This window comes from Cohnella sp. 56 (assembly GCF_037963805.1).
GTDB lineage: Bacteria > Bacillota > Bacilli > Paenibacillales > Paenibacillaceae > Cohnella.
Genome location: NZ_JAZDQE010000016.1, coordinates 116,202 through 134,987 on the forward strand (window position 1 = coordinate 116,202; position 18,786 = coordinate 134,987).

The 18,786-nt window shown below is 62.1% G+C and carries 16 protein-coding genes; 13 read left to right on the plus strand and 3 right to left on the minus strand.

All coding sequences use genetic code 11. The annotated features are described in order from the left end of the window. The first annotated feature begins 1 nt into the window (after nt 1). The 10 genes from VQ071_RS23625 to VQ071_RS23670 all read left to right on the plus strand — a co-directional run bounded on the left by VQ071_RS23625 (nt 2) and on the right by VQ071_RS23670 (nt 13,113). Complete coding sequence (locus VQ071_RS23625) at nt 2-1,672, plus strand: DUF4185 domain-containing protein (protein WP_340516701.1); 1,671 nt, start codon at nt 2-4, stop codon at nt 1,670-1,672. A gap of 54 nt (nt 1,673-1,726) precedes the next feature. Continuing rightward, complete coding sequence (locus VQ071_RS23630; protein ID WP_340516702.1) at nt 1,727-2,809, plus strand: glycoside hydrolase family 172 protein; 1,083 nt, start codon at nt 1,727-1,729, stop codon at nt 2,807-2,809. A gap of 342 nt (nt 2,810-3,151) precedes the next feature. Further along, nucleotides 3,152-4,177 carry a LacI family DNA-binding transcriptional regulator gene (locus VQ071_RS23635; RefSeq protein ID WP_340516703.1) on the plus strand — a complete coding sequence of 342 codons (1,026 nt, stop codon included), beginning with the start codon at nt 3,152-3,154 and terminating at the stop codon, nt 4,175-4,177. Continuing rightward, on the plus strand, nt 4,174-5,937 hold the full coding sequence (locus VQ071_RS23640; protein ID WP_340516704.1) for a cache domain-containing sensor histidine kinase: 1,764 nt from the start codon (nt 4,174-4,176) through the stop codon (nt 5,935-5,937). Before VQ071_RS23635 ends, VQ071_RS23640 begins: the two co-directional genes overlap by 4 nt. Nucleotides 5,938-5,953: 16 nt before the next feature. Then, on the plus strand, nt 5,954-7,519 hold the full coding sequence (locus VQ071_RS23645; RefSeq protein ID WP_340516705.1) for a response regulator transcription factor: 1,566 nt from the start codon (nt 5,954-5,956) through the stop codon (nt 7,517-7,519). A gap of 4 nt (nt 7,520-7,523) precedes the next feature. Further along, nucleotides 7,524-8,843 carry an ABC transporter substrate-binding protein gene (locus VQ071_RS23650; protein WP_340516706.1) on the plus strand — a complete coding sequence of 440 codons (1,320 nt, stop codon included), beginning with the start codon at nt 7,524-7,526 and terminating at the stop codon, nt 8,841-8,843. 90 nt (nt 8,844-8,933) lie between these two features. Beyond that, nucleotides 8,934-10,274 carry an ABC transporter substrate-binding protein gene (locus VQ071_RS23655; protein WP_340516707.1) on the plus strand — a complete coding sequence of 447 codons (1,341 nt, stop codon included), beginning with the start codon at nt 8,934-8,936 and terminating at the stop codon, nt 10,272-10,274. A 91-nt stretch (nt 10,275-10,365) separates the two neighbouring features. After that, nucleotides 10,366-11,253: a carbohydrate ABC transporter permease gene (locus tag VQ071_RS23660; RefSeq protein ID WP_340516708.1), complete on the plus strand. Its 888-nt coding sequence runs from the start codon at nt 10,366-10,368 to the stop codon at nt 11,251-11,253. A 13-nt stretch (nt 11,254-11,266) separates the two neighbouring features. Further along, complete coding sequence (locus tag VQ071_RS23665) at nt 11,267-12,079, plus strand: carbohydrate ABC transporter permease (protein WP_340516709.1); 813 nt, start codon at nt 11,267-11,269, stop codon at nt 12,077-12,079. 179 nt (nt 12,080-12,258) lie between these two features. Next, the gene (locus tag VQ071_RS23670; RefSeq protein ID WP_340516710.1) at nt 12,259-13,113 is read left to right on the plus strand and encodes an Rpn family recombination-promoting nuclease/putative transposase; all 855 of its coding nucleotides are present in this window, start codon (nt 12,259-12,261) and stop codon (nt 13,111-13,113) included. Between the two features lie 60 nt (nt 13,114-13,173). On the opposite strand, the gene VQ071_RS23675 is transcribed toward VQ071_RS23670, so the two are convergent. The 3 genes from VQ071_RS23675 to VQ071_RS23685 all read right to left on the minus strand — a co-directional run bounded on the left by VQ071_RS23675 (nt 13,174) and on the right by VQ071_RS23685 (nt 15,072). Then, nucleotides 13,174-13,956, minus strand: coding sequence for an SDR family NAD(P)-dependent oxidoreductase (locus VQ071_RS23675; RefSeq protein ID WP_340516711.1), 783 nt, complete (start codon nt 13,954-13,956; stop codon nt 13,174-13,176). A 29-nt stretch (nt 13,957-13,985) separates the two neighbouring features. Continuing rightward, nucleotides 13,986-14,708, minus strand: a complete 723-nt coding sequence (locus VQ071_RS23680) for a FadR/GntR family transcriptional regulator (RefSeq protein WP_340516712.1) — start codon at nt 14,706-14,708, stop codon at nt 13,986-13,988. A gap of 184 nt (nt 14,709-14,892) precedes the next feature. Further along, nucleotides 14,893-15,072, minus strand: coding sequence for a hypothetical protein (locus tag VQ071_RS23685; protein ID WP_340516713.1), 180 nt, complete (start codon nt 15,070-15,072; stop codon nt 14,893-14,895). Between the two features lie 484 nt (nt 15,073-15,556). On the opposite strand from VQ071_RS23685, the gene VQ071_RS23690 reads away from it, so the two are divergent. The 3 genes from VQ071_RS23690 to VQ071_RS23700 all read left to right on the plus strand — a co-directional run bounded on the left by VQ071_RS23690 (nt 15,557) and on the right by VQ071_RS23700 (nt 18,666). Then, nucleotides 15,557-16,972, plus strand: a complete 1,416-nt coding sequence (locus VQ071_RS23690) for an FAD-linked oxidase C-terminal domain-containing protein (protein WP_340516714.1) — start codon at nt 15,557-15,559, stop codon at nt 16,970-16,972. After that, entirely contained in the window at nt 16,965-18,374 is a 1,410-nt protein-coding gene (locus VQ071_RS23695) for a (Fe-S)-binding protein (protein ID WP_340516715.1), read from the plus strand. Before VQ071_RS23690 ends, VQ071_RS23695 begins: the two co-directional genes overlap by 8 nt. A 91-nt stretch (nt 18,375-18,465) precedes the next feature. Continuing rightward, a complete protein-coding gene (locus VQ071_RS23700) occupies nt 18,466-18,666 on the plus strand; it encodes a hypothetical protein (RefSeq protein ID WP_340516716.1) in 201 nt (66 codons plus the stop codon). The last annotated feature ends 120 nt before the right edge of the window (nt 18,667-18,786 follow it).

Sequence of the window (18,786 nt, forward strand, 5' to 3'; positions counted from 1 at the left end):
AATGCTGATCGGAATACCCAAGCGAATATCGCCCGCGCTCCTGGGGATCGCCCTGCTGCTCGGCGCCTGCCAGAACGGAGACCCTCCTGCGTCCGAAGCGTCCGGTCCCGTCATCCCGGAGGAGAGCACCTTCTTCGCGACGGTGGAGGTCGAGCCGGCCTCGTCTTATACGACGTTCAGCGACGGCGACCTGTGGCCCGCGGCCTGGTCCGACGACGACGCCCTCTACGTGCCCAACGGCGACGGGGCGGGCTTCGACTACGGCGGCGAATTTGCCGACATCGTCGTCAACAGGGTGACGGGCTCGCCCTGGGACCGGAGCCTGGACGGCGAACGGCTGGCCGCGGGAGACGGCATCGGTCCGGTAGGGTCCGATCCGGCGCTGTACAACCGCAAGCCGACGGGCATCGTCTCCGTGAACGGCGACCTGTACATGGCGGTGCAGGATCTGAGCAAGGACGGCGACAGCGGCGACATTTTCAACGAAGCGCCGGCTGCGACGATCTACAAGTCCGCGGACAAAGGCAAGACCTGGACGGCGGGCGCCGGCGCCCCGATGTTCAAGGATCATACGTTTACGACGATCATGTTCCTGGACTACGGCAAGGACGGCGCTAACAACACGTTCGACGATTATGTGTACGCCTACGGGCTGGACTACAACTGGCGCGATTCCTTCAACGACAAGGTGACCGATCCGACCAGGCTGTATCTGGCGCGCATGCCGAAGGACCGCATCCAGGACGCAGCGGGCTGGGAGTATTACGCAGGCGATCTGCGAGGCAAGGCGAAGTGGACGAAGCCCGGCGACATCGGGGGGCGCAGGCCCGTGCTGCAGGACGACCGGCGGGTATACACGGACCGGCTGACGGAAGGGCTCGGCGATATGTCCGTCATCTCGCAGGGCAGCATCGTATACGACAAGCCGCTTGATCGCTATCTGTACACGTCGTGGACCGAGTTTACCTTCGAGTTTTACGAGGCGCCGAAGCCTTGGGGGCCCTGGCGGCGCTTCTACTCGGCGGACTTCGGCGAATATCCGTGGACGCAGGCGAACAACGGCGGCTATGCCACCGTCATCCCGTCCAAGTTCATCAGCGCGGACGGCCGCGAGATGTGGCTGAATGCGAACACATTCGTCGGCGGGGTCAAAAATTACGACTTCTCTCTCCGCAAGTTGAAGGTAACGCCGTACGAGAAGTCGAAGCCGGGCAATGCGAAGCGCGCGGACAATCTGGCGCTCGACGCCGTCTCACCTGGCGTCGCGCCCTACGCGCGCACGATGGGCGGCGGGAGATTGGCGCTGCTCGCCGACGGCGGGCAGGACGAAGGCGCGGACAGCTATACCGGAGAGCGCAAGACCGAGGATTGGTGGGGCTATGTATGGCCCAGGACGTACCGGATGAACAAGCTCGTATTCACAAACGGCGATACTGCGCCTGGCGGCGGATGGTTCGAGGATATCCGGGTGCAGGTGCGGCAAAACTTCGCCTGGGTCGACGTTAAGGGCGCGAGCGTCGCGCCGGCTTACCCGGGGAGCGCGGAGGCGGGCGGGCAGACGTATACGTTCGCCTTCGACGAGATCGCGGGCGACGGCATCCGCATCGTCGGCAAGCCGGGGGGCGAGGACGCGTTTACCGCAGTGTCGGAGCTTGCAGTCTACTACGCGTGACGACATCGTATTTTCACAATTCTTCACAATTCAATGATAAAGGGGACATGAACGATGAACGCATTTAACGGATTGGATCTGGGATTGGGCAACCTGGCGCGGCTGTCGAACGCGGTGACGCGGTCGATCAGTCCGGAGAACTTCACAGGGGAAAAGGGCAAGGGCGCCATGGCGGCGACGGGGACGGGCGAGAAATGCGCGCGCGATCTGGGCATCGGGTGGAAGGTATCTCCCTCCGTCATGATCGAGCCGGGCGTCGAGTTCGTCATGGGCGAGATCCAGGGCCCGGGCAACATTCAGCATATTTGGCTGACCTGCTTCCCGAAGCAGTGGCGCAATATGATCTTCCGCATCTATTGGGACGACGAGGAGCAGCCGTCCGTCGAAGTGCCGGTATGCGACTTCTTCTGCAATGGCTGGCAGGAGCGGGCCGATGTCAACTCGCTGCCGATCGCGGTCAATCCGGCCGGCGGCTTCAACAGCTACTGGCAGATGCCGTTCCGCAAGTCCGCGCGCTTCACGATGGAGAACACGAACGAAGACAAGGCCGTGCTCTACTACCAGATCGACTATACGCTGACCGAGGTGCCGGACGACGCGGCCTACTTCCACGCGCAGTGGCGCCGCAGCAATCCGGTCGCCTACAAGGACGTGCACACGATCCTCGACGGCGTCAAGGGCAAGGGCCATTACGTCGGCACCTACCTGGCCTGGCAAGTGAACAACACGGGCTGGTGGGGCGAAGGCGAGATCAAGTTCTACATGGACGGCGACCGCGAGTTTCCGACGATCTGCGGGACGGGCACCGAGGACTACTTCGGCGGCGCCTGGAACTGGGAGCAGCCGCAAGGCACGTACCGCACTTACTCCACGGCCTATCTCGGCATGCATCAGGCAATCAAGCCGGACGGACTGTATCAGAGCCAGCAGCGGTTCGGCATGTACCGCTGGCATGTGATGGACCCGATCCGTTTCGAGAACGACCTCAAGGTGACCATCCAGGATCTGGGCTGGCGCTCCGGCGGCCGCTACCTGTCGCAGCAGAGCGACATCGCTTCGACGGCGTTCTGGTACCAGTCCGAGCCGCATGCGCCGCACCCGGCGCTGCCGGGCAACGACGAGCGCGAGGTTATCTAAGTCATAGCGCGACAGAGGGCTGCCTTGGGCGGCCCTTTATGCGTCTATTTAACCCATGATGGTATACGCTCGAGGACACCGCGCAAAAGTGCAGGCTGGATACCGGCGTTGAGACTGAATGGCGTGGTGATGTGCCCAACCTCGTTGCGCGCCAGCAAGCCCGCGACTCTTTCAAACGCGGCGCTATCCTGCACTGTTGCAGGATAGACTTCAGTCGTTATTCTCCTCTGTATCTACGCCTGCCCGATAATTTTGTGGAATCGATTGCATATCGCCGCCGACTATTTTAGACTAATATCCAAGGACGTATCCGATCACGCAGCGTCCGATCGGAGGGCTATGATGGACAAGCATACGATATACCATATTGCGGAGCGGGTCGGCGTATCGCCTTCGACCGTCTCCCGCGCCCTGTCGGGCAGAGGGTATTGCGGGCCGAAGACGAAGGCCAAGATCGTGGCGGCGGCCAAGGAACTGAACTATGCGCCGGACAATGCGGCCAAGATGCTGAAGATGGGCGTGACGAACAAGATTCTGTTCGCCGTGCCCGACATTTGCAATCCGTTCTACTTCGACATGATCAACGGCATCAATCAGGTGCTCGAGGCGCACGGCTATCTGATGATTCTGTTCTACACGAAGCACAGTCTCAAGGAGGAGCTGAAGGCGATCCAGAATCTGCGGGAGAAGGTCGCGGACGGCATGATCCTCGTATCGTTCAACTTCTCGGAGGACAACATCGGAGCGATCAACAAGCTGGGCGCGCCCGTCGTGCTCACCAACAATTACACGTCCCCGCACGGCCGCGACCGGTTCGACTACGTGTACGTCGACACGTTCGAGGGCATCCGGATTGCAACCGTGCATCTGATCGAGCAGGGCAACCGCAACATCGCATACGTGGGCGGGAGCCTGAGCGAACAGACCGGCTACCAGCGCTTCTGCGGCTACCGCGAGGCAATGGAGGAGGCGGGCCTGGCGGTTGATGACGGCTTCGTCGCGGAGTCCGATTATACGGAGAAGGGCGGCTATGCCGCCGCCAGGCGCTGGCTGTCCGGGCCGGCGCGTCCGGAGGCGATCGTGGCGGCGAACGATCTGATGGCGATCGGCGTCATGCAGGCTTGCGAGGAGGCGGGATTGCGCATACCGCAAGACATCGCCGTCGTCGGCATGGACAATCTCGACATCGCCTCCAGGGTGCATCCCAAGCTGACGTCGGTGGCGATGCAGCAGGAGGAGATCGGCAGGCAGGCGGCGCAGGTGCTCATGGCCCGCCTGCAGGGCGAGGTGTCCGGCCAGCGCGCGGTGAAGCTGATACCGAAGCTCGTGGTGCGGGATTCGAGCCGGCGCGTCGGCGGAGGGGCATGAGGAGAGGACCGTTCAAGTGGACGCTGCAGCGCAAGATGATCCTGCTGCTCGTACTGTTCGTGCTCATCCCGCTGCTGCTGTTCGGCTATTCGTTCAGCGGCAGCTCGAACCGGTTCGTCCTTCAGCGGACGGATCAGGAATCCGCCCAGGTGCTGAGCCTCGTCAAGCAGAATGTCGATCAGACGCTGCGCGAATACGAAGCGCAGCTCAAGTCGATCTACGACAACGAAGAGCTGATCGCGGGCTTAAGCGCGCTCGGCCGCGGACAGGAGCGGGCGGGCACGGAAGGAACGGTCAACCGTTTTTTACGCAACTTTCTCCGGGGCAAGGAGGATCTCGACTCGGTTTATTTATATACCGCGGGCGGGCAATCTTATTTTGCGGACTTCAAGGGCTCAGGCTTCTTCGTCGAACAGTACCGCCGGCATCCCGAATGGCGGCAATCGGCCGAGCTGGGAGGCGGGAGGGCGGTCTGGCTGCCGACGTACGAGCTGCCCGCCAACCGGTATTTGCCCCAGAAGACGCAATACTTCCTCATCGGGATGCAGCTCAAGGACGTCACCGACGTGATGCAGACGCTCGGCACCATCTACATGAACGTCAAAATATCGGCGCTCGACCGCCAGGTCCGCGAGGTCGACGTCAGTCCGCACGGCATGCTGATGCTCGCGGACGGCGCGGGACAGGTGCTGTGGCATCGCAATCCGGACGCCTACGGCGTCCGGCTCGCCGACATCCCGTTCTACAAGGACCTGATGAAGTACAAGCAGCGGTCCACGATGCAGCGGCTGAACGGGGACTTGTACCGCGTCAGCTTCGTGCAGTCGGACTATAACGGCTGGTATTATCTCTCGCTCATCCCGCAGCGCGATCTGAACGAGCAGTCGCGCGATTTGCGCCAGTTTCTGCTCGTCACGCTGGCCGTGTTCTGCGGCTCGCTCTGCCTGCTCGCCTGGCTGACCTCACGCTATATCACGAGACCGGTCAGGCAGATGGCGCTCGCGATGAAGCAGATTCACAAGGACAATCTGGATCATCGCCAATCGGCGACGTCGGCGGACGAGATCGGGCTGCTGCAGTCGTCGTTCAACAGCATGCGGGGACGGATCGCGGATCTGATCAACGAGGTGCGCGCGATCTCGGACAAGGAGAAGGAGGCGGAGGTGCGGGCGCTGCAGGCGCAGATCAACCCGCACTTCGTCTACAACTCGCTCGATACGATCAACTGGCTGGCGATCGAGCGGGGACAGCCCGACATCAGCGAGATGATCGCGGCGCTGAGCGACATTATGCGCTATGCGATCCGGCCGGGCGAGCAGTGGGTGGCGCTGGGCGAGGAGCTGAAGTGGGCGTCCGACTATGCCTATTTGCAGAAGATGAGATACGAGGACCGGTTCGAGATCGTGTTCGACACGGACGAGCGGCTGCTCGGCTGCAAGGTGCCGCGGCTGTTCCTGCAGCCGTATCTGGAGAATGCCATCCTTCACGGCATGGAGCATATCGAGGAGGGCGGCCGTATCGCCGTGACGATCGCGGACGATGCCGAGGGAGAGGCGATCCGTGTCCGGATCGCGGACAACGGCGCCGGCATCCCTGCGGACCGGCTGCAGGACATCGTGCGCCGCAGAAGCCGGGGCATCGGCATCTACAATCTGGACGACCGGCTGAAGCTGGAATTCGGCGCGAGATACGGCGTCGTCATCTCCTCGGTATACGGCGAAGGCACGACGGTAGAGATTGCGATGCCCAAGAGAAGATGAGGAAGGAGGAGCATCGATGTATCGAGCGATCGTAGTCGACGACGAGCCGCGCGTGCGGAAGGGCCTCAGGGCGCTCATCCCGGCGCTCGATCCCGAGTGGACGGTAGCGGGGGAGGCCAAGAACGGACTCGAGGCGATCGAGCTGGTCAAAAAGGAAAAGCCGGACCTGGTTATCACCGATATTCGAATGCCGCATATGAACGGCCTCGACCTGCTGAGCGCCTTAAAGGAGTACCCGGTCCATGTCGTGATTTTGTCGGGCTACGGCTACTTCGAGTACGCGCAGACGGCGGTGAAGTTCGGCGCGTTCGACTATTTGCTGAAGCCGGTCAAGCCGCCCGAGATCAAGAGCATGCTGGAGCGGCTGAAGCCGGTGTGCAAGAGCCGTGCGCAGGATGCGGATTCGGGCGGAGCTGCGCTGAACTTTTCGAAGTGGTGGAAAGGGTGGCTGACGGGAGACGAGGAAGCGGCGGCATACGCCGAGGAGCTGGAGGCGCTGCTCCCGCGCGGCACGGACCGCTGCCAGATCATGACGATCGAGATCGACCGCTTCGACGAGCTGATCACGGAGGATCATTGGGGCGACCGGCAGCTCGTCGCGTTCGCCGTCCGCAACATCGTGCAGGATCTGGCGGCCGGCGAGGAGCTGCGGGTCGTGTTCCTGTTCGCTGGCGGCAGCCGCCTTCACTATCTGGTCGCGGGACCGGCCTGCGGGCGGGGCATGGCCCACCGGCTGATCGACGCGGTGCGCAGATGGGTCAAGATCTCGATCTCGGTCGGCCTCAGCGGGAGCGTACCGTGCTTCGGCGAGCTGCCGCGCCTGTACGCGCAGGCGGAGGAAGCGCTGCGCAACAAGTGGATCTACGGCGAAGGGCTCGTCTGCAGCTACGAGGATGCGGCGCTTGCGGACGAGCGGTCGGTCGGCTATCCGACCGAGCTGGACGAGGCATTGTGCCGCGCGGTCCGCGCCTGCGATCCGGCGGCCGCGGCGGCGGCGCTCGCAGGCTTCCTGGAGCGGATCAGGGCGGGGCAGGCGTCGTTCGCGCTGTTCCAGCGATTCGGACTCCAGCTGCTGTCCTCCGTCTGCCGGATCATCTACGAGAGCCGTCTGCAGGACACCGTGCTGCGGGAGGTGAGCCGGCCGCAGGAGATGTTCCGCCGAGAATTCACGGCCGAGGAATACGATGCGTTCATGCGCGAACTGATCGCGGCCTCGATCCGCGCGCTCGAGTGGCATCGCGCGCACAAGAGCGAGCGGGCGATCGAGCGCGCGATCGCGTTCATCCGCGACAATGCGGACAAGGACATCTCGCTCGAGGACGTCGCCCAGCATGTGCGCATGAGCGGCGGCTACTTCAGCTCCTTTTTCAAGCAGGAGACCGGGGACAACTTCATCGACTATTTGACGCGCCTGCGCATCGACCGGGCCAAGCAGCTGATGATGAGCTCGGAGCTGCGGCTGTACGAGATCAGCAAGCTTGTCGGCTATCAGGATGTCAAATATTTTTCCCGCCTGTTCAAGCGCCACGTCGGCGCGACGCCGGCCGAGTACCGCCAGTTTTTCGACCCCAAGGAGGAGTAAGGGCATGAAGCATGCCTTGCGTATGTTCGGCGCAGCCGCCTCTCTCTCGATGCTGCTCGCGGCCGTCTGCGGCTGCGGCGGCGTCCCCGCGTCCGACGGGCCCGATGTCGGGAAGCTGCTGGAGGCGCCGGACGCCGGAACGGCAGGGGACAAGACGGTGCTGCGGCTCTGGTCCTTTCACCAGGCGATGGAGTACGACTTCTGGCGATGGCTGGCCGCCGCCTACGAGCGGGAGCATCCCGATATCGACATTCGCGTCGAATACGTCTCGAGCGACGATTACTTCTCCAATACGCGGCTGCTGTCCGCGCTCGCCACCGGCCAGGGGCCGGACATTTTTTTCGTATCGTCGGCTACGATCCGGCGCTTCGCCGAAGCGGATTTCCTGTACCCGCTGACGGACAAGTTCACCCCGCACATCCGCGAGGACTTCAATCCCGTGGCGCTCGACTCCGCCTCGGTCGGCAGCAGCATATACGCGGTGCCGTTCGAGACGGAGCTGCTCGGCCTTTTTTACAACAAACGCATGTTCGAAGAACATGACCTGGCCCCGCCCGCGACCTGGGAGGATATGCGGCGCGCGGCCAAGCTGCTCAAGACCGATACGGTGAGCGGACTGACGATCGAGACGTACGACGGCGTGTTTCAGAACTTCTCGTGGCTGCCGTTTCTGTGGCAGACGGGAGGTGATCTGCTGTCGGAGGACGGTCACAGGCCCGCGCTCGCAGGCACGGGCGCCGTGAAGATGTACGCTTTTTTCCGGCAGATGGCGGATGAGGGCCTGATCAATTTGCGCCCATCCCGGCCGACGACCGACATCGGCATCCTCGCCAGCGGAGAGACGGCCATGCAGGTCAGCGGCTCGTGGAACATCCGCATGCTCGAGACCGAGTTCGCCGATCAGCCGATCGGCGTCGTGCCGCTGCCCGTACCCGCAGGCGGCAGTCCGCTCACGATATCCGGCGGCTGGAAGATCGCCGCCAACCGGCAGAGCGCGCATGCGGAGGCGGCGGCGAAGTTCATCATGTGGGCGTTCGCGGGCAATCCCGATATCCCGCTCAAGTGGGTGAGCGAGACGAAGTTCGCGTACTCGCCGCGCAACTCGGTCATGTCGGCCGGCTCGCAGGACTACCGCCAAGGGCTGCGCCGGGTGTTCACCGACCGGATCTACGGCACCGAACGCGCCGAGCCGCAGCTGTCGGAGAACGTCAACCGCATCTTTTCCGACTCCCTGCTGGACCTGCTGTTCGGCGAGCAGACGCCGCAGCAGATCGTGGACCGGGCGGACCAGCGCATCCGGGCGGAGCTTCAGAACGCGCCTTAAAATAGTCCACCCTTCTTAAATATTTCCCGTTATGGACCCCGGCCCAAGTGGATTACACTTGGGTCGAATCTATTGAGGGGGTCATACGCGATGAACAAACTGTTGAAAAGCGCCGGGGTGGGCGCCGCGGCGATGCTGCTCGGATTGACGGCGGCATGCGGCAGCGGCCCGAACAAAAGCGACCAATCTGCAAGCGCTGCCAGTTCCGGTTCCGCCGGCTCCGCGGCGCAAGCTTCCGCGCCGGCGAACGGCGGCAAAAAAATCAAGCTGAAGTTTTACGATTTCCATACCGAAGCCGAAGAGAAGTTTTTCAAATCGCTGGTGGACGAATACAACCGGACGCAGGACCGCGTCGAGATCGAATATTCGACCTTCAATCAAGGCGACTACACGACGACGAAGCTGCCGACGGCGTTCGCGTCCGGCGAAGGCCCGGACATTTATATGATCAGCCCGGGCGACTTCATGAAGTTCGCCAAGTCCGGACTCATGGCGGATCTGTCGCCGTACTTCCCCGAGGGCGCCAAGGAAGACTTCCTGCCGGCCTCGCTCGACGCGGTCACGGTGGACAACAAGATAATGGCGCTGCCATTCGAGCTCGAGCTGCTCGGCCTCTACTACAACGAGGACATGCTGAAGGAAGCGAACGTCGCGGTTCCGAAGACGTGGGACGAATTGTACGCGGCCGCCAAGACGCTGACCAAGGGCAAGGTGGCGGGGCTCGTCCTGCCGCCCGACAAGGGGCCGTACTTCAACTTTATCTGGTACCCGTTCCTCTGGCAGCAGGGCGGCAGCGTGCTGAGCGAGGACGGCACGAAGTCGGCCTTCAATTCTCCCGAGACGGCGAAGGCGCTCGACTTCTGGGGACGCTTCTTCCGGGAAGGGCTGTCGCCGAAGAAGCTGCAGGCCGGACCTTGGGAGATCGACCATCTGGGCAAAAAGGAAGCGGCGATGCAAATCGTCGGCACCTGGGCGATCAACCGGGCGGAGGAAGTGTTCAAGGACGTGCCGATCAACGTCGCGCCGCTGCCGATCCCCGAAGGCGGCCAGGCGGCCACTGACGCGGGCGGCTGGAAGTTCGCCGTCAACGGCAAGAGCGCCAACGTCGAGGAAGCCGCCAAGTTCGTCATGTGGGCGTTCGCGGGCGACCCGCAGCGCGCGCTGAAGTGGTGCACGGAAGTGAAGTTCGCCTACTCTCCGCGCCAATCCGTCGTCGAAGCGGGCAAAGACATTTACAGCAAGGGCATGCGGAAGGTATTCACGGACGAAATCTACAACTCCGCCATTCCGGAGCCGCGCTACCCGTCCGAGGTGCTGGACGTCGTCGGCGATGCGATGCAGCAGGTCATGTACGGCAAGTACGACGGCGCGAAGGCCGCCGCGGCTGCAGATCCGCTCATCAATGACGCGCTTCAGAAGGCGTCCAAGTAACGCTCGCATCGGCGGGCGCTGATATCGGGAGCGGGGCCGGGGTTCGCTTGGGCGGCACCCCGGCCCGCTCGTCCCGACGGGAGGGAACCGCATGACATCCAGAAAAACCGGCTCCAGGGCGCGCAGCGAGTGGCTCACCGCCTACGGTCTGCTGCTGCCGAACATGATCGGACTGCTCGTTTTCGTTTTTTTGCCGATCGCTTACGCTTTTTATGTCAGCCTGTTCGACTGGAATGCGCTGACGCCCAAGTCGTTCGCCGGCTGGGCGAATTACCGGGAGCTGTTCGGCGATGCGCAGTGGTGGCAGTCCGTCCGCAGGACGCTGCTGTTCAGCGTCGTGTACGTACCGCTGCTGTTCATGCTGTCGCTGCTGTCCGCGCTGCTGCTCCACGCGATCCGCGGCCGGGCGTCCGGCATCGTCCGTACGATGTTTCTGATGCCTTTTGCCATCACCTCGATCATCTCGGCCATCATCGGCATGTTCATGCTCGACCCGCGCTTCGGCATCGTCAACGCCCTGCTCGAGCGGCTCGGCGGCGGTGCGCAGCCGTTCCTCGCTTCGACCTCGCAGGCGCTGTTCAGCATTATCGGCGTCATCTTGTGGATCAATATCGGCTACAACATGATTATTTTCCTGTCGGCGATGAAGGAGATTCCCGCCGATTATTACGAGGCCGCCGCGATCGACGGCGCCAGAGGCTTTCGCGCGTTTTGGCACATTACGCTGCCGCTGCTCAAGGAGACGAGCACCTTCATTCTGATCGTGACTACGATCGGCTCCTTCCAGTCGCTGGACCAGATTCTCGTCATGACCCAGGGCGGTCCGATGAATTCGACCGAAGTGAGCGTTCTCTATATTTTTAAACAAGCCTTCGAGCTGCTGAACATGGGCTATGCGTCCGCGCTGTCGTTCGTCCTGTTCCTCATCATCTTCGTATTGTCCCTATTCCAACTGAGGCTATTGTCGTCCAAGAAATAGGAGGTGCCATCCCATGCTCGCAGTCAAACGGCTGACGCTGCCAACCGTCGGCATCCTGCTCGGCCTCCTCATGCTGTTCCCGATCTATACCATGGCGATCGGCTCGCTCCGCTCGGAGACGCATGTGTTCGACTTCCGGCTGCTGCCGTCCGAGTGGGAGTGGTCGAACTTCACGACGGCCTGGACGCAGTCCCATTTGCCGCGGGCGATCGTGAACTCGCTGTTCGTGTCGACCGTCGTCACCGTCGTCGCGATGATCTTCCACGCGATGTCCGGCTATGCGCTCGCCCGGCTCCGGTTCCCCGGCCGCTCGCTCGTATTCGCCTGGATGCTGAGCACGCTCATGGTCCCATTCTCCATCATCATGCTGCCGCTGTACCTGATCACCAAGGACCTGGGGCTCGCCAACTCGTACCTCGGCCTGATCGTGCCGTCGATCTTCAACGCCTACGGCATCTTCCTGTTCCGGCAGTTCTACCGCGATTTCCCGCGGGAGCTGGAGGAGGCGGCGTATATTGAGGGACTGAGTCTGGCCGGCACGTTCTTCAAGATCGCCTTCCCGCTGTCCGTGCCGATTATCGTGCCGCTGACGATCGGATTTTTCCTCGCCAACTGGAATTCGTACCTGTGGCCGCTCATCATCACGCAGAACGAGAAGCTGCGGGTCGTGCAGCAGGAGCTGGCCCATCTGGTGGGCGGCGGCTACTTCACGCCGTGGAACATCGTGCTGGCCGCCGCGGTCATCGCCGCCATGCCGACATTCATCCTCTTCTTCATCGCGCAGCGGTATCTGGTGGAAGGGATCAAGATGACCGGCATCAAGTGATGCATATAGCAGGTCTCGAACCGTCGGGCAAGGCTCCCGGCGGTTCTGACGCGTATGTCCGCTGCCGCCGCTCCCCCCCCACCTCAAGTCTCCCGCCGCCACTCCCTTCTCGGGCCGATCGCATGGTATAATAGCCATAAAAATAGCGCGCTTTGCGCAAGTCCTTTGGAGCTGAGACGATGACCGATTTGCTGGAGCCTACGGTAGACTTTGTATTCAAGCAAATATTCGGCAGCGAAGACAACAAGGACGAAGTATTGCTCAACTTCTTGAACGAGGCGCTGCGAGAGACGGAGCCGAAGCCGTTCGTCGGCCTCACGCTGCTCAATCCGGAGCTCGACAAAGACGCGCTGTCCGACAAAAAGGCGGTGCTGGACGTACGTGCCGTTAATGAAGACGGCAAGCAGGTCAACCTGGAGATTCAGGTGACGAACAAATACGATATGCCCAAGCGAAGCCTCTATTATGCAGCTAAAATGTACGAGGAGCAGCTCACGGAGGGGCAATTTTACCGCGACTTGAAAAAAGTTATTACGATTAATATTTTAACGTTCAATCAGATCCCGAACGGTCGGTTCCACAACACCTATCATCTGCGCGAGGATCATACCGGAGAGAAGCTGATCGACGATCTGGAAATCCACTTCATGGAGCTGCCGAAGCTGAAGCATGCAGGCGGAAGCTTGAACGACCGGCTGGTCAAATGGCTGTTGTTTATTGACGGTGCACCGAAGAGTAGATGGGAGGAATTGGCGATGGATACGCCGGGCCTGAAGAAAGCGATGACGACGCTCGATTTTCTGAGCCAGAACAAGGAAGCGAGAATGCTGTACGAGATGCGCAAAAAGGCGCTGCTGGACGAGCAGTCCGCGCTGCATGAGGCGGAGCTGCGGGGCAAAGAAGAAGGTCGGGAAGCAGGCCGTACAGAAGTGGCCCTCAATCTGCTCCGCAAGGGACTGTCCGTCTCCTTGATTGCCGAAGTTACGGGATTATCGGCAGCGGAAATCGAGGCATTGAACGGACAAGAGCATTAGACTGGCATCCAAAAACGAGACAGGACCGAGGCGAATTGCCCGGTCCTGCTTTTGTATAGGTCATAGCGCCGGCGCCGCGCCGCCGTCGATGTTGACCGAGGTGCCGGAGACATAGGAGGCTGCGCCGGATACGAGGAACGCGATTACACGCGCCGCCTCCTCGGTATCGCCGATGCGTCCGAGCGGGATGTTGTGCCTCGGATCGCGGGCGTATTCCTCCCAAGGGACATCGGGCGCTTCGCGCTGCCACTTGGCCTCGATCTGGCTGCTGCGGATGAGCCCGATGCAGACCGTGTTGACGCGTATGCCGTCCGCCGCCAGGTCGCGGCTCAGCGCCTTGGTCAGCGCCAGTCCGGCGGCGCGGCTGACGGAGGTCGGCAGCGAGGCGGCGCCCGGCGTCTTGGCGAAGGCGGCCGTGACGTTGACGATGGCGCCTGCGCCGCTCTGCTTCAGGTACGGCAGCGCCGCCTGCGTGAACCGGATCGCGCCGAACAGCTTCAGATCCAGATCGTCACGCCATACGGACGGATCGACCTGCTCGAACGGCGCAGCGCTGGACGTGCCCGCATTGTTGACCAGAATGTCGATGCCGCCGAAGCGCTCCGCCGCCTTGACCGCCGCATAAGCCACATCGCTGTCGCTCGTGACGTCGGCGACGATCGCGAGCGCCTCATGCCCCGTCTTCTCCTTGATCAGCGCCTCAGCCTTCTCCAGATCGTCCGCCCCGCGGGCGACGATGACGATATTGGCGCCTTCCTCCGCGAGCAACAGCGCCGTGTGCAGTCCGATGCCCTTGCTCCCGCCCGTGATGAGCGCGGTCTTGCCTCTTAGTCCCAATTCCATGTCATGACCTCCTCCAGCACAGATTCGTTCTATCGTTTTTGGCCGAGCGCGACCTTCAGCACATGCTCGACCTTGGACAGATGCAGGCGCACGCGCTCCGAAGCCAGGCCCGGATCGCGTGCCGCGATCGCCTCGTAGATGCCGCGGTGCTCCTCCAGCAGCCGGGAAGCCTCGGCCTGCTCCTGATAGAACCACAGCTCCCGCGTCCGGCCGATCGTCTCCGACAGCCGCTGCGAGATTGAATCCATGAGCCGGATGAGCATCGGATTGCCCGAAGCCGCCGCGATCGCCTGATGGAATTCGAGGTCGGCCTGCTCTCCCTCGCCAGCGTCGTCGTCATCGAGCGCACGCTCCATGCGCGCCAGAATCGCGCGCAGCCGTGCCAGGTCAGCTTCGCCGCGCTTCGCGGCGGCAAGCTCGGACGTGCCGCGCTCGAGAATCATGCGCACCTCCAGAATCTCCATGACAGCCTCCGCGCCCTGCGACAGGTCGAAGAGGGGAGAGGAGGCAGCCTGCGGGAGCGTCTTGGCCGCATACGTTCCGCCGCCGTGCCGTACGTCCAGCCAGCCCATCGCCTTGAGGGCGCTGATCGCCTCCCGGATCGTCGAGCGTCCGACGCCGTACGCTTCGGCCAGCTTCTCCAGCGAGGGAAGCTTCTGTCCGGGTGCCAGCTCGCCGCTCTCCAACTGGCTTTGAATATGCCGCGATACGATCTCATGTCCTTTTTGCGTCTCGATCTTGGTCGGTCGCATGTCCAGCGCTCCTTGCAGCCGTCTGTCTCGTCCGGTTAAGGCCGTTTATGAGTAATAGCATAAATGATTTACGGCCAAAAGTCTTGCGAGCCGTCCGCTCACCGCAAAGGAGGACGTTGTCTGCACAGCTGCATGCGATTGTCCGGAGACAGAGCGAAGCCGCGGCGCATCGCCGCGGCTTTCGTTACGCTTTTTTTGTTTTTTTCTCGGCGGATTTATGATGCGTAAACGTCTCTTCGACCGAATCCACGATCTCCTCCACGGCGTCGTTGACCATGTCGGTGGCCGCCAAGTCTTCCTGTCCCTGCGGCGTCGGGGATGACGCCTCGGTATAGGAATCGGCGTTTCCGTCCTTGCGAATCATGGCATTCCCTCCTTTAGCTTCCTAGATAAGATTACCCAGGGAGGGGAGCGCGTACTCAACCTGCTGCATGCGAGCAAACGCCCCGATACGCTCCGACGACGCCCGACATCCGACGCCCGCCTTCCCCCCATGTTGTCAGGTTAAAATCCGGATTGCGCCCAGCCCACGGCAGCTGCAAATATGCAGCTAATTGCTCGAGGCTGCGACATATTCGGAACGATAGCTGCAAATATGCAGTTAAGCTCCCGAAAAGTGGCTAATATCCGGCGCGGGATCGAAAGTTAACTGTATAAATGCAGCTATCGCGGCCAAGCGTCGTAGCTCGGGAGAATATAACTGCACACTTGCAGTTATCGGATATACGCCAGCGTCCTATGACGCCCCGCCCCCCGCCGCCGACCACAAATAATGATTTACGAACGCAACAATTCAAGCTACAATAAAAGTCATCAGATGACCTGAACAATTAGGAGTGAAGCATGCGATGGCGGATACGGCGTTTGCTGCCAAGCTGAGGAAAATTGTAGGCGATCGTTACTATAGAGAGGATATGGAGGCGCGGGTCGCGCATTCGTACGACGGCACGCCGATGCTGCAGGCGCTGCCCGACGGCGTCGTGTACCCGGCTTCGACTGCCGAGGTGTCGGCAATCATGAAGGTGCTCGCCGAGCATCGCGTACCGCTGGTCAGCCGCGGCTCGGGCTCCAATCTGTGCGGCGGCACGGTACCGGTGGAGGGCGGCGTCGTCATGGTCATGCACCGCATGAACCGGATCATCGAGGTCGACCTGGAAAATCTGACGGCGACCGTGCAGCCCGGCATCATCACGGCTGAGTTCATCGCGCATATCGAGTCGCTGGGGCTGTTCTATCCGCCGGACCCGAGCAGCATGCGCATCTCGACGATCGGCGGCAACATCGCCGAGTGCTCCGGCGGCCTGCGCGGCCTCAAGTACGGCACGACGAAGGACTACGTCATCGGCCTCGAGGCGGTGCTCGCGAGCGGAGAGATCATCCGCACGGGCGGCAAGCTGATGAAGGATGTGGCCGGCTACGACCTGACCAAGCTGCTCGTCGGCTCGGAGGGCACGCTCGCGATCATCACTGAAGCGACGCTCAAGCTCATTCCGCCGCCGCGCGCCAAGAAGACGATGCTGGCGATGTACCGCGACCTGTACGGCGCGGCGCGGACCGTGTCGCGCATCATCGAGGCGCGGATCATTCCCGCGACGCTGGAGTTCATGGACAATCCGACGATCCGCGTCGTGGACGACTTTGCGAAGCTCGGGCTGCCGCTCGACATGGAGGCGATCCTGCTCATCGAGCAGGACGGCGATCCGGAGGCGGTGGAGCGGGATATCGCGCTGATCGAGGAGCTCTGCATCGCGGAGCACGCCGACCGCGTGCAGGTGGCGGCCGACCGCGACGAGGCCGAGCGGCTGCTGACGGCGCGGCGCAGCGCGTTCACGGCGCTGGCGCGGCTGCGCCCGACAACGATCCTCGAGGACGCCACGGTGCCGCGCTCCAGGATCGCGGACATGGTGCTGCGCATCAACGAGATCGCGCGCAAGTACGACGTCACCATCGCCACGTTCGGCCACGCCGGCGACGGCAATCTGCACCCGACCGCGACGACGGATGCGCGCGACCATGACGAGGTGCACCGCGTCGAGCAGGCGTTCGCGGAAATTTTCGAGGCGTCGATCGAGCTCGGCGGCACGATTACTGGCGAGCATGGCGTGGGCGTGGTCAAGGCGCCTTATCTGGAATGGAAGGTCGGCTCCGCCGGGCTCGATATGATGAAAGGCATCAAGCAAGCGTTCGATCCGCACAGACTGCTCAATCCGGGCAAGCTGTTCGCCAAGGAGACGAGGAAAAGGGTGGTGCTGCAGCATGACTAGTCAGACATTCGGCAAGCCGGACATCGAGCATGCGAACCCGCTCGCCCGCACGATGCTGAAGAAGCTCGACTACGATCAGCTCACCAATTGCATGCGCTGCGGATTTTGCCTTCCGGCATGTCCGACGTTCCGGGAGACCGGCGTCGAGCCGGAATCCCCGCGCGGCCGGATCGCGCTCATGAAGGCGGTCGTCGACGGGGTCATGGAGCCGGATCAGGCGTTCGAGGATCAGATGAATCACTGCCTCGGCTGCCGCGCCTGCGAGCCGGTCTGCCCGGCCGACGTCAAGTACGGACAGCTGATCGAGCAGACGCGGGACGCCATCGAGGACCATGCCGAGCACAGCGTGGCGGTCAAGGGGGTGCGCAAGCTGTTTTTCAGAGGCGTATTCCCGCATCAGAGCCGGATGAAGCTGCTCGGGCGATCGCTCCGATTGTACCAGAAGTCCGGGCTGCAAAAGGTCGCGCGCGGGACCGGCGTCATGAAGCTGTTCCCTTCTCATATGCGGGAGATGGAGCGTATCCTGCCCGAAGCGGCTTCGCAAGGCGTCATCGAGCGGCTCGGCGAACGCTATCCCGCCAAGGGCGAGCGGATCGCCACCGTCGCGCTTTTCCGCGGCTGCATCATGGACGTTCTGTTCGCGGATACGAACGTGAATACGGTGAAGCTGCTGTCGGAGGCGGGCTTCGACGTCGTCATCCCGCAGACGCAGGGCTGCTGCGGCGCCCTGCATGCGCACAGCGGGGAGATGGATCAGGCGCGCGAGCTGGCCCGGGTCAACGTCAAGGCGTTCAAGGATGCGGGCGTCGACTACATCGTCAGCAACGCGGGCGGCTGCGGCGCCCTGCTCGTGGAATACGATCATCTGCTGCACGAGGACACGGCGTGGGCGGACGATGCGGCATGGTTTGCGGAGCGGGTCGTCGATATCAGCACGATTCTGGTGGAAAAGGGACGCGTACCGGCCTTCGCGGAAGCGGTGACGGCGACGCATGCACAGGTCGGCCTCGCCCCAACGTCTGCATCCTCCGAGGCTTCCGTGACGATCACCTATCAGGACTCCTGCCACCTGCGCAATGTCATGAAGGGCTCTGCCGCGCCTCGCAAGCTGATGCAGTCGGTGGCGGGCGCGCATTTCTGCGAGATGCGCGAGTCCGATCGCTGCTGCGGCTCGGCGGGCATTTACAATGTGACGCAGCCGGAGATGGCGGGGCAGATTCTCGAGCACAAGATGGCGCATGCCAACGCGACGCAGGCGCAGTATATGCTGACGAGCAACCCGGGTTGTCTGCTGCAGATGAAGCTCGGCATCGACAAGCACGGCCGCAGCGAAGACATGAAGGCGATGCATATTGTCGATTATTTGTACGAGCGGATCGCACAATCAAGCGGCGAGGCATGAGCGGACGGAAGTACGCCAGGAATGAAAAGAGTGCATGCGGGCGTGCAAGCCTATATAATAGAGGGAGCCCAACCGATCTGGAGGTTCTCCTTTGAGAAAATATAACTTCATCCGTCCCTTGCTGCTCATCGTGACCGCGCTGCTTGTGAGAAGCCTTGTCACCAATCTTTGTCTGGTGCTTGGCATGGAAGCCGAAACGGCCGGCAGCGTCGGCTTTATGGCTATGATTCTCTCCGCCTTTATCGTTTTCTCCCGCATGAACAAGCGAGGCCGCAAGCCTTCGGACAAATGAAGCAGCTTCAGGATTAATTTGAATAGCAGGCCGAGTGAGGCCGCCCTGACAGGTCATGTCATGACCGGGGGCGGCTTTTTTGTTTTGAAAACTATGGGTAGCAGAATTTTGTTACATATG

Excerpts from the sequence above, each read along its gene's own strand:
- VQ071_RS23625 (WP_340516701.1), top strand. The coding sequence starts at position 2 with ATGCTGATCGGAATACCCAAGCGAATATCGCCCGCGCTCCTGGGGATC.
- VQ071_RS23630 (WP_340516702.1), top strand. The coding sequence starts at position 1,727 with ATGAACGCATTTAACGGATTGGATCTGGGATTGGGCAACCTGGCGCGG.
- VQ071_RS23635 (WP_340516703.1), top strand. The coding sequence starts at position 3,152 with ATGGACAAGCATACGATATACCATATTGCGGAGCGGGTCGGCGTATCG.
- VQ071_RS23640 (WP_340516704.1), top strand. The coding sequence starts at position 4,174 with ATGAGGAGAGGACCGTTCAAGTGGACGCTGCAGCGCAAGATGATCCTG.
- VQ071_RS23645 (WP_340516705.1), top strand. The coding sequence starts at position 5,954 with ATGTATCGAGCGATCGTAGTCGACGACGAGCCGCGCGTGCGGAAGGGC.
- VQ071_RS23650 (WP_340516706.1), top strand. The coding sequence starts at position 7,524 with ATGAAGCATGCCTTGCGTATGTTCGGCGCAGCCGCCTCTCTCTCGATG.
- VQ071_RS23655 (WP_340516707.1), top strand. The coding sequence starts at position 8,934 with ATGAACAAACTGTTGAAAAGCGCCGGGGTGGGCGCCGCGGCGATGCTG.
- VQ071_RS23660 (WP_340516708.1), top strand. The coding sequence starts at position 10,366 with ATGACATCCAGAAAAACCGGCTCCAGGGCGCGCAGCGAGTGGCTCACC.
- VQ071_RS23665 (WP_340516709.1), top strand. The coding sequence starts at position 11,267 with ATGCTCGCAGTCAAACGGCTGACGCTGCCAACCGTCGGCATCCTGCTC.
- VQ071_RS23670 (WP_340516710.1), top strand. The coding sequence starts at position 12,259 with ATGACCGATTTGCTGGAGCCTACGGTAGACTTTGTATTCAAGCAAATA.
- VQ071_RS23675 (WP_340516711.1), bottom strand. The coding sequence starts at position 13,956 with ATGGAATTGGGACTAAGAGGCAAGACCGCGCTCATCACGGGCGGGAGC.
- VQ071_RS23680 (WP_340516712.1), bottom strand. The coding sequence starts at position 14,708 with ATGCGACCGACCAAGATCGAGACGCAAAAAGGACATGAGATCGTATCG.
- VQ071_RS23685 (WP_340516713.1), bottom strand. The coding sequence starts at position 15,072 with ATGATTCGCAAGGACGGAAACGCCGATTCCTATACCGAGGCGTCATCC.
- VQ071_RS23690 (WP_340516714.1), top strand. The coding sequence starts at position 15,557 with ATGGCGGATACGGCGTTTGCTGCCAAGCTGAGGAAAATTGTAGGCGAT.
- VQ071_RS23695 (WP_340516715.1), top strand. The coding sequence starts at position 16,965 with ATGACTAGTCAGACATTCGGCAAGCCGGACATCGAGCATGCGAACCCG.